The 10,092-nt window shown below is 38.0% G+C and carries 9 protein-coding genes; 2 read left to right on the top strand and 7 right to left on the bottom strand.

The window, feature by feature from the left end; all coding sequences use genetic code 11:
- Positions 1–141 precede the first annotated feature (141 nt).
- The 5 genes from V7124_RS25500 to V7124_RS25480 all read right to left on the bottom strand — a co-directional run bounded on the left by V7124_RS25500 (position 142) and on the right by V7124_RS25480 (position 4,190).
- Positions 142–321, bottom strand: a complete 180-nt coding sequence (locus V7124_RS25500; RefSeq protein WP_335494626.1) for a CBS domain-containing protein — start codon at positions 319–321, stop codon at positions 142–144.
- 104 nt (positions 322–425) lie between these two features.
- Positions 426–1,502, bottom strand: coding sequence for an ABC transporter substrate-binding protein (locus tag V7124_RS25495; RefSeq protein ID WP_335408651.1), 1,077 nt, complete (start codon positions 1,500–1,502; stop codon positions 426–428).
- The gene (locus tag V7124_RS25490) at positions 1,499–2,299 is read right to left on the bottom strand and encodes an ABC transporter permease (protein ID WP_335494622.1); all 801 of its coding nucleotides are present in this window, start codon (positions 2,297–2,299) and stop codon (positions 1,499–1,501) included. Before V7124_RS25490 ends, V7124_RS25495 begins: the two co-directional genes overlap by 4 nt.
- Complete coding sequence (locus tag V7124_RS25485) at positions 2,300–3,103, bottom strand: ABC transporter permease (RefSeq protein ID WP_335494619.1); 804 nt, start codon at positions 3,101–3,103, stop codon at positions 2,300–2,302.
- Positions 3,093–4,190 (bottom strand): ABC transporter ATP-binding protein, encoded by a 1,098-nt coding sequence (locus V7124_RS25480; protein WP_335494615.1) that lies wholly within the window; start codon positions 4,188–4,190, stop codon positions 3,093–3,095. Before V7124_RS25480 ends, V7124_RS25485 begins: the two co-directional genes overlap by 11 nt.
- A gap of 255 nt (positions 4,191–4,445) precedes the next feature.
- Between V7124_RS25480 and V7124_RS25475 the strand changes: the two genes are divergently transcribed.
- A complete protein-coding gene (locus V7124_RS25475) occupies positions 4,446–4,961 on the top strand; it encodes a type 1 glutamine amidotransferase domain-containing protein (RefSeq protein ID WP_335408643.1) in 516 nt (171 codons plus the stop codon).
- A gap of 132 nt (positions 4,962–5,093) precedes the next feature.
- Positions 5,094–7,067: an alkaline phosphatase family protein gene (locus V7124_RS25470; RefSeq protein WP_335494613.1), complete on the top strand. Its 1,974-nt coding sequence runs from the start codon at positions 5,094–5,096 to the stop codon at positions 7,065–7,067.
- A gap of 116 nt (positions 7,068–7,183) precedes the next feature.
- Here V7124_RS25470 and argH read toward each other — a convergent pair whose 3' ends face one another.
- Both argH and V7124_RS25460 read right to left on the bottom strand, forming a co-directional pair.
- Positions 7,184–8,512 carry an argininosuccinate lyase gene (gene argH, locus V7124_RS25465; protein WP_335494610.1) on the bottom strand — a complete coding sequence of 443 codons (1,329 nt, stop codon included), beginning with the start codon at positions 8,510–8,512 and terminating at the stop codon, positions 7,184–7,186.
- Complete coding sequence (locus V7124_RS25460) at positions 8,512–10,041, bottom strand: Na+/H+ antiporter NhaC family protein (RefSeq protein ID WP_335494606.1); 1,530 nt, start codon at positions 10,039–10,041, stop codon at positions 8,512–8,514. The genes argH and V7124_RS25460 overlap by 1 nt, the downstream gene beginning before the upstream one ends.
- Between the last annotated feature and the right edge of the window lie 51 nt (positions 10,042–10,092).

The raw sequence follows: 10,092 nt of genomic DNA, 5'->3' as shown, positions 1-10,092 counted from the left end.
TGGTGCCTGACCCCCGGTACATTAAAGCATTACCATACCGGGGGTCAGGCACCATCTACTTTTCCTCAATAGAGGTAATCATTTTGTCTCTTAATACATCTTCTATTTTTTGAGCTTCTTCTATATAGGTAATATAGTAAGCTAAATAAATCTTCTTTTTATGTGGGAAAGAAAGCATACGATATCTCCGTCTGACACAATATCCACTAAATTCCCATTATCATCAACAACAGATACACCACCAATTCGGTTCGTTTCTAATAGAGAGATCAATTCTTTGACAGTTGTTGAGCGTTCCGCTGTAATTACTTTTCGAATCATGCATTAAGCAGAAAAAGGGTGTCTCAAAAGATTAACTTTTGAGACACCCTTTTTTGCTATCTTTGGCTCTCATCTTTCTAGAGAACTATATTCCTCAAGAAGAATTAATTTAGTGACATTTTAAATTCTAAAAAGTATTCGTTATATGTTCCTAGCAGCTCAAGACCTAAGTTTTCATATACTTCTAAGTTGGTACGACTTTCTTCGCTTGGGTAAAAACGCTCATCGTTTACCACTTCATCATCTAATAGTTCCCACGCTGCTTTATTTGGAATCGCGTATCCTACATAATCCGTATTTTGTGCAGCCACTTGCGCATCCAGCATAAAATTAATGAACTGATGGGCACCTTCGACATTTGATGAGGTTTTAGGAATAACCATATTATCGAACCATAAGTTTGACCCTTCAGAAGGTACTGCGTAATTCAACTCTTCATTTTCATACATCATGTCTGCTGCCTGTCCAGAAAAGGTTACGGCTACTGTAGCTTCATTATTAATCATCAGTGGTGTAATTTCATCTCCAATAATCGCTTTGACATTGCCGTTTAGTTGTTTTAGTTTATCTAATGCTTCACGTAATTCGTTATCGTCACGTGAATTTAACGAATAGCCTAAACTGTTTAGGCCCATACCGATGACTTCACGTGCACCATCAACTAAAAATACTTTATTTTTTAGTGCTGGATCCCATAAATCGTCCCAAGAATCAAACGTGATATGTTCTGGAATTTTATTAGGATTATAAACGACACCAACCGTTCCCCAAAAGTATGGAATGGAAAATTTGTTTTTCGGGTCGAACGGTAAATCTAAAAAGTAAGGATCGATATTTTGCAAGTTGGGAAGTTTCGAATGGTCGATTTCTAGTAACAAATCTTCTTTAATCATTGTGTCAATCGTGTATTCTGATGGGACAACCACATCATAGGCTGAGCCACCTTGTCTAATTTTCGTTAACATCGCTTCATTAGAATCGTACGTTTCATACGTAACAGTAATGCCTGTTTCTTTTTCAAACTGGTCGATCAGTGATGGGTCAATGTATTCTCCCCAATTGTAAACGATTAACGTGTCCTTTCCTCCAGCTGAGCTAGCTGCTTCAAGCTTTAAAACAACAAAGTAAAGTAGACCGCAGGCTATAACAATTGCTAACATGATTTGAATTAATGATTTCATTGAGTAGAGCCCTCCGTTTTTTTCGACCGCATCGTAATGAAGTAATACATAACGACAATACCGACTGTCACGATAAACACTAGCCCTGAGATTGCATTAACGGTTAACGAAATACCTGCACGTGCCATAGAATAGATTTCAACAGATAAAGTACTAAATCCGTTACCTGTGACAAAAAATGTAACAGCAAAGTCATCTAATGAATAGGTGATGGCCATAAAAAAACCTGCTAAAATCCCCGGTTTAATATATGGAATAATAACACGCGTTAGTACATCGCGACGATTTGCTCCTAAATCAAGTGCAGCATCAATTAAGTTCGTATTCATTTCCAAAATTTTTGGCAAGACCATTAATACAACGATTGGAATACTGAATGCAATATGTGAAATTACTACCGATGTAAAGCCAAGCTTAACTCCAATCATGGTAAATAAAATTAGGAAGCTTGCCCCAATCACAACATCTGGGCTAACAATTAAAATATTATTTAAGGAAAGTACGGTGTTACGTAGTTTGTCATTTCTCAATGATACAATACCAATTGCTCCAAGTGTTCCGATTATGGTCGCGATTAACGCAGAAAGCAGGGCAACAATTACGGTATTGATTAAGATAACAAGTAAACGATTATCATCAAATACAGCTTGATAATGTTCTAGTGTTAAACCTTCAAATGTGGCCATTGAGCCGCCACTATTGAATGAATAAAAAATCAAGTAGAAGATCGGTGCATATAAAATTACAAACACGATGGCTAAATATACTCTAGCTGTAGTTGTTAACCCTGATCGCATTTATGCTCGACCTCCTTTCTTCTTTGTGCGTGTAAATACCATGATTGCAAACATGCTTAAAATTAAAAACACCGCAATCGTTGAACCCATTCCCCAGTTTTGTGCGACTAAAAACTGCTGTTCAATCGCTGTACCAAGTGTGATCACTTTGTTCCCAGCAATTAAACGCGTAATCATGAAAAGTGAAAGTGCAGGAATAAACGTTACTTGAATCCCTGATTTTACCCCTTCAATGGTTAAAGGAAAAATGACGCGTCGGAACGTTGTAAGCGGTGAAGCCCCTAAGTCACGCGATGCATAAATTAAGGACGGATTCATTTTATCTAACGCGTTGAAAATTGGGATAATCATAAACGGGATAAAAATGTACACCGCAACGAACACGAAACTAAAGTCGGTAAATAAAATTTGCGTCGGGTCGAAGCCCAGCGTTTCGATTATTGCATTGACCGGTCCGTATAAACCGAAAATCCCGATAAATGCATACGTTTTTAATAATAAATTAATCCATGAAGGAATTATAATGAGCATCAGCCATAAATGCTTATGCTTTGTTTTTGTTAACAGGTACGCAGTTGGATATGAGATTAGCAGCGTAAAAAACGTAATGATGAATGCATACCAAAAGCTCGATAGCGTCATCGTTAAGTATGCGGATGTAAAAAAGTTTTTATAGTTAACTAGCGTAAATTCTCCGTTTAGATCGAGCATCGAATAATACAAAACGAGCCCAATCGGTGCAATAACGAAGAGCGCAATCCATAGTAAATATGGGACAAACGCTGGTTTTGACTTAAACTTCATTCGTATACGCCTCTATGCGTGCGTCAAAATCTTCTTCTGTTTCATTTAGACGCATAATATGAATCGCTTCTGGGTCGAAATCAAGACCTACTTGTGCACCTACTTCAGCCTTTTTCAACGAGTGTACGAGCCACTCATTTCCATCTTTATCATATGTTGATAACTCGTAATGTACACCGCGGAATAACTGCGTATCGACGCGTACAACAATTTTACCTACTTCTGGCGATGTGATTTGTAGATCTTCTGGCCGAATGACCACATCGATTTTTTCGTTCGGCTTCATACCGCCGTCAACACAGTCAAATACTTTTCCAGCAAATTCAACTTTATAATCTTCAAGCATGACGCCGTCTACCATGTTTGACTCCCCGATGAAGTCTGCAACGAAACGGTTAATTGGCTCATCGTAAATATCAACTGGCGTACCAGATTGCTGGATAATTCCTTCGTTTAAAACAAAAATTTCATCACTCATCGCCAAAGCTTCCTCTTGGTCATGTGTAACGAAAATAAATGTTTTGCCGAGGCGTTGCTGTAGCTCACGCAGCTCGTATTGCATTTCTGTGCGCAGCTTTAAATCAAGTGCTGATAATGGTTCATCGAGTAAAATTACTTCTGGATCATTAACGATGGCGCGTGCAATCGCAACCCGTTGACGCTGCCCCCCTGACATTTCTGTAATTTCACGGTTTTCATATCCAGCTAAGTTTACAAACTTTAACGCTTCTGCGACGCGAACTTTAACTTCAGATTCTTTTACTTTTTTTATCCGTAAACCAAATGCCACGTTTTCAAATACGTTTAAGTGCGGGAAAAGGGCGTAATCTTGGAATACAGTGTTTACTTGACGCTCGTTTGCTGGTACGTCGTTAACACGCTTGCCATTGAGGTATACATCCCCGGTTGTCGGTTTTTCAAAGCCTGCAATGATACGTAAAATGGTTGTTTTTCCACAACCTGAAGGACCAAGTAATGTGTAAAATTTTCCACGTTCAAGTTCAAAGCTCACATCTTGTAAAACTTTCGTGTCACTGCCGTAAGATTTTGTTACGTTATCAAAACGGATAATAATATCGTTTGCCATGGAAGCCTCCTATGATAAAGATTAATTAGGATCTACTAAGGTATTTGTTCATTTTATTTAATGGTGCGAAATAGTATAAGGTATCGACTTGAGTTTAGTCATAGAAAGGCTAAAAATCAATCATTTTTTCTTACTTTACAGTAATATCAATATTTACCAATCAGCAATTACACCTCAAATAGAGATAACTATTTCATTCATATATGTTTCATTCATGTATAAAGGGTAATGTATTAATAAAGGAGTTGATTGGAAATGAGTAAAAAAATTGCTGTCTTAATCACGGATCATTTTGAGGATTCGGAGTACACAGAACCAGTAAAATCCTTCAAAGAAAAGGGCCATATAGTAACAACGATTGAAATGGAACATGGAAAAACAGTACAGGGAAAGCAAGGTAACAGTGAACTTGTTATTGATAAAAGCATTGATGATGTTTCTCCAGAGGAATTTGATGCACTATTCATCCCAGGCGGATTTTCTCCAGATATTCTTCGTGCAGATGAGCGCTTTGTTCGTTTTAGCAAAGCTTTTATGGATGCAAAAAAGCCTGTATTAGCTATTTGTCACGGCCCTCAGCTGCTGATCACCGCAGAAACACTTGAAGGACGTGATGTAACCGGATATAAATCCATTCAAATTGATTTAAAGAATGCCGGTGGAAATTTCCATGACAAAGAAGTAGTCGTGTGTCACGATCAGCTAGTCACTAGCAGGCAGCCCGATGACATTCCGGCATTTGTTCGAGAGTCATTGCGAATATTAAAATAACTAAAAGGCAGAAGGGCCTCCTTCTGCCTTTTATACATTGCACTTCTCTGGTATCAAACAGAAATGATAGTCATGAAAGAAGTACAAAGATTTATCGTTTGAAGAGAACTAACGGTAAGAAAGGATAAAAAGATGAGAAAACCTTTATACGCAGGCATCATTGTTCTTCATTTATGCCTTTTTACAATAATCAATGAAGTAAAAGCTGAGAAAAATCAACAGACTGATAGAAAGGTCATACTTGTCTCTTTTGATGGAATGAAAAATGACTACACTAAAAAATATGTTAAAGAGAATAAATTACCTTATATCAAACAGTTGATAGACAACGGGGTTTCAGCGAAAAAACCCATTACTATTACTCCTTCTCTAACAGCGCCTTCACACGCAGCTATTGCTACAGGAGCTGCACCTCATCAAACCGGGATTGTAAGTAATCATTGGCACGAACCAAATAAAACCTTAACTCATGATGACAGTGGTTTCGAAGTGAAAAGCCAGGTACCTCCGTTGTGGGTTGAAACTAGAAAACTAGGGAAAATATCTGCCACCATTGCATTTCCCGGTGCTAATCCTAAGAAAGGAAAACAAGGTGATTATTCTATTTATTTAGGAAAAACATGGTCTACAAGCAATTTAGAAACGTTAACCTATAAGAAAGCAGCCGAATGGGTACATGCTCCCAAAAGCTTTACTCCTTTAAAAGAAGCAAAATTTTCCATCAAGCTGAAAAATAAAGAGGACCGTCTCATCCACATTTTAGCTATCGACTCAACGGATGATCAGAAGCAAAATTTTGATACATTCATATTATCTGAAGACAAGAAAGTAGATCATGATGACTCTCTTGTAAAAGGAGATCAATGGGGATCTCTCTCATTACATATAAAAGATCAGCAACCTGCTGGTTTTTGGTTCAAAATGAAAACAAATAACCAAGATCTTAACCTTCCTATACAGTTGTATCGGACGGAGGTGACCTCCACCTTAATTAGTGGTCCCCAAGGATTTTCTGATGAAATTACTAGCAAGTTCGGTTTTTTCCCGGTTCAGGCTGATGATTTAGCCCTTGATAAGGGGTGGATTACTAGAAAGGAATATGAGGAGATAAGCACACGTTCTGTCATGTGGGTCACACAGGTTTCTCTCTACATAAAGCAGAAATACAATCCTGATTTACTTATGTTCTACACACCCCAAATTGATCATGAACAACATAAATATTTATTAATAGATCCTCGCCAGCCAGGATACTCACCTGAAAAGTCAAAAAAATATATGAGTTATATTGAATGGTCGTACCGGTTAGCAGACAAGGTAGTCGGTGAAGTCCTGCATTCCCTAAACAAGAATGATTATTTGTTTGTAGTCTCCGATCATGGAATGGAGCCGGCCCATTCTACTCTATCACCTAACAAAGTATTAAACGATGCGGGGTTATTAACTCTAGATCAAGAAAATAAAATTGACCTTACTAAATCAAAGGCATATGCCATTCCAAGCGGATCAGCGGCACATGTCTACATTAACCTGCAGAACCGGGAAAAAGGAGGTATTGTTCCTCTCGATGAATATGAGAATGTCCGTGACCAAATTATTCAAGCTTTTAAAGGAGTGAAAGTTACAAATAAAAACGGAGCAATCATTCAACATAATATAAAAGAAATAATGTCAGCCATTAAAACGGACAATTTCTCGTTAAATACTCTTCAAAAGCATATCAAGGATATTGGGAGACCACTTTTCAAACAAAAAATTCATCCTTATGAAACTGTAATGAAAAATACAGATAAAAATAAAACACTTTTATCACATCACCATTCAGGAGATGTTCTGTTGATTGGGGCTCCTGGCTTTGTTATGGGCAGCTCCATTGATGAAAATGTAAGTCCACCAATTGAATTAGGAACACACGGAGGGGAAGCGAAGAGAAACTCGCTTAGACCTGTTTTTATGGCTATTGGGGAAGACTTTCACAAAGGCAGACAAATTAACTCCATGTCTAATTTAGATATAGCTCCAACTATTTATGATTTACTAGAGTTAGAGATACCTTCATTTGTAGAAGGCAAAAAGATTAATAGTATTAAAAAAAACACTAATTGATCATAAAAGTGCCTATCACTCCCCGTCTTTGTCTAATCAAGATCGACATATCTCAGGGAGTGACAGGCACGCTTTTGCAAAAAAAGGATCAATCACATGATTGATCCAAGAATTATTTATTCTGCTATCTGCTTTATTAGTTTTTTATTTCCTTTGTTTAATATATTCTCGTAATCGATATATTCATAAATATCATCTGAGATTTTGCTGCTGAATTTGGCCAATTCATCTAAAGATAAATCTTCAATGCTTTTTTTGTACTGCTCACAATAGATGATGATTTTTCCGACGATTTCGTGGGCATCCCTAAATGGTGTTCCTTTACTGACTAAATAGTCTGCAACCTCAGTAGCATTTAGGAAGCCTGCTTTAATGGCCGCTTTCATGTTCTCTTCTTTAACATGAAGGGTATCAATCATTTTCGACATAATTTCGAGGCAGTCCATTATAGTATCAAGGGCATCGAAAAATTGTTCCTTATCTTCTTGCATATCTTTGTTATATGTGAGCGGCAAGCCCTTTAGCGTTGTCAATAAGGATAAAAGCGAGCCGTAAACTCTTCCTGTCTTTCCTCTAATCAGTTCTGCAGCGTCAGGGTTTTTCTTCTGTGGCATTATACTGCTGCCTGTTGAATACGCATCATCCATTTCAATAAATCGGAACTCTTGGCTGCTCCACAGTATAAGCTCTTCGCTTAGTCTGCTTAAGTGCATCATTGTGATGGAAAAGCTCGACATAAGTTCCAGCAAATAATCTCGATCGCTAACGCCATCTAAAAAATTATCTACAGGCTTAGAAAAACCTAAAAGCTCAGTAGTTAGTTGCCTGTCGATATTATGTGTAGTTCCCGCTAATGCACCACATCCTAATGGGTTTTCATCCATAATATCAATGGCGTTGCCGATTCTTCTTTTATCACGGCTAAACATTTGTACATAAGCACCAAGGTGATGGCTGAAAGTGACAACCTGAGCACGCTGTAAATGAGTATATCCAGGCATGATGACATTATTTTGAACAGCTTTGTTATTTAATGATTCTATTAGTTGTTGAAGGGCAGCCATCACTTCGTTTGCCTTTTGTTTAGCATATAATCTCATGTCGACAGCTACCTGGTCATTCCTGCTTCTAGCCGTATGGAGCTTTTTCCCGGTTTCGCCGATTCTTTCCGTTAAATTCATTTCTATAAAAGAATGTATATCTTCATAATTGCCTTCTACTTGTAGAACACCAGACTCAATATCTTCTAAAATCGACCTAAGGCCATCTACAAGTAAAATGCCTTCAGCCTCTGAAAGCAATTCACATTTTACAAGCATTTTTACATGGGCAATGCTCCCTGTTATATCCTGAGAGTAAAGTCTTTGATCAACAGGCAGAGAGGTATTAAACTTCTCCATAATTTGATCTGCTCGCTTTGTAAAGCGCCCGCCCCATAATTTCACTACAATCCAGCTCCTTCACTTACACCATACTTCTTTTTATAAATCTTAGATAATATAAAAATAGCCAATATGAGCAAGACAAAGTTTAAAATTAACGTGAACGCACTGCCTGTAATGCCAGCAACAATATACCCAATTAAGGCAATCGATGCATTAAGAAGTGCATATGGAAATTGTGTTTTCACGTGGTCAATATGATCTGACCCAGCTCCTGTAGACGATAGAATGGTTGTATCGGATATAGGTGAACTGTGGTCACCGAAAATTCCGCCTGACAGGACAGCCCCGATACAAACTAATAAATGTGCATCGAGTGCAACAGCCATCGGAATAGCGATTGGCAGCATAATTGCAAATGTTCCCCACGATGTTCCGGATGCAAGGGACATGAGAACTCCGACTAAGAATAAAACGGCCGGAATAATGAATGCAGGAACATTTCCGTCCATTGCCTTAACAATAAATTCAGCCGTACCCATTTCCTTCATAACCTTGCCAAGAGACCAGGCAAGGATTAATGTAGCTGCAACATAAACCATTTTTTGCATCCCAGTTGTATAGATGTTGAAAATATCACTGAATTTTTTCACTTTGTATACAAGCATTAAGATGATGATCGTAATGGCTGCGAATAAATAGGCTGTACTTAAGGCAACCCTAAAATCATTACCTGGTACTGGCTTAAGTGGGAAGCCATACGAAATCAATAAACTGAATAGGGTAATCAATAAAACTAACAGTGGCATCCAAATTAAGATGGCGTGTTGGTGTTTTGTTTCTTCTACACTAGTGTCCGCCCTTCTTAGCGGCCTGGATGTCGGCCAATACAGTTCCCCAGTCGTTTGAACTCTGTGCTCAGCTTTTGCCATTGGTCCAAAATCTAACTTAGAAAGAGCAATTAAAGGGACCATCGTTACAGCCAATATGGCATAAAACTGAAAAGGTATAACCTGAACCAGAGTAGTAAATTCGGATGTAGTAATATTTAACGCTTCATATTCCTTTTGAATAAGTCCCATAATATATACGCCCCATCCAATAAAAGGAACTAATACAGCAACAGGAGAAGATGTTGAATCAATAATCCAAGCGAGCTTTTCTCTTGAAAGTTTCGCCTTATCAAAGATTTTTTCAAATACTGGGCCTACGATAAGCGGCGTACCCAAATCAGAGAAGAAGATGATAATTCCTCCAATCCAAGCCGAAATTTGTGCTTTTGCCTTTGTATTAATAAATTTAATGGTATTTGCAGCAAGAGCGGCCCCACCGCCAGATTTCTCCATAAGCCCGACAAATCCGCCAATAAAGAATAACAATACGATAATAGCTGCATTGTAGCCATCGGCTGCGAGTGGGAAAAAGTAATTTCCGATTGTCTCCGTTGTTGCTTTAATAGGATTTCCCCCGACAAGAATGAGCACTCCGATAAAAGCACCGGAGAACAAAGACACGATCACATTCTTCGTTATAATTGCAAGAACGACCGCAATAATAGGTGGGATTAAAGATATCCAGCCCATGTGTTCCATAAAACATTTCTCCTTTTAATAAATAATCTATAGGTTGCATAAATATAAATG

The sequence above is a fragment of the Neobacillus niacini genome (assembly GCF_036961885.1).
In the GTDB taxonomy this organism is placed as follows: domain Bacteria; phylum Bacillota; class Bacilli; order Bacillales; family Cytobacillaceae; genus Neobacillus; species Neobacillus niacini_H.
The sequence above is the reverse complement of the archived record's forward strand: the minus strand, read 5'-3'. Positions and strand labels throughout refer to the sequence as shown.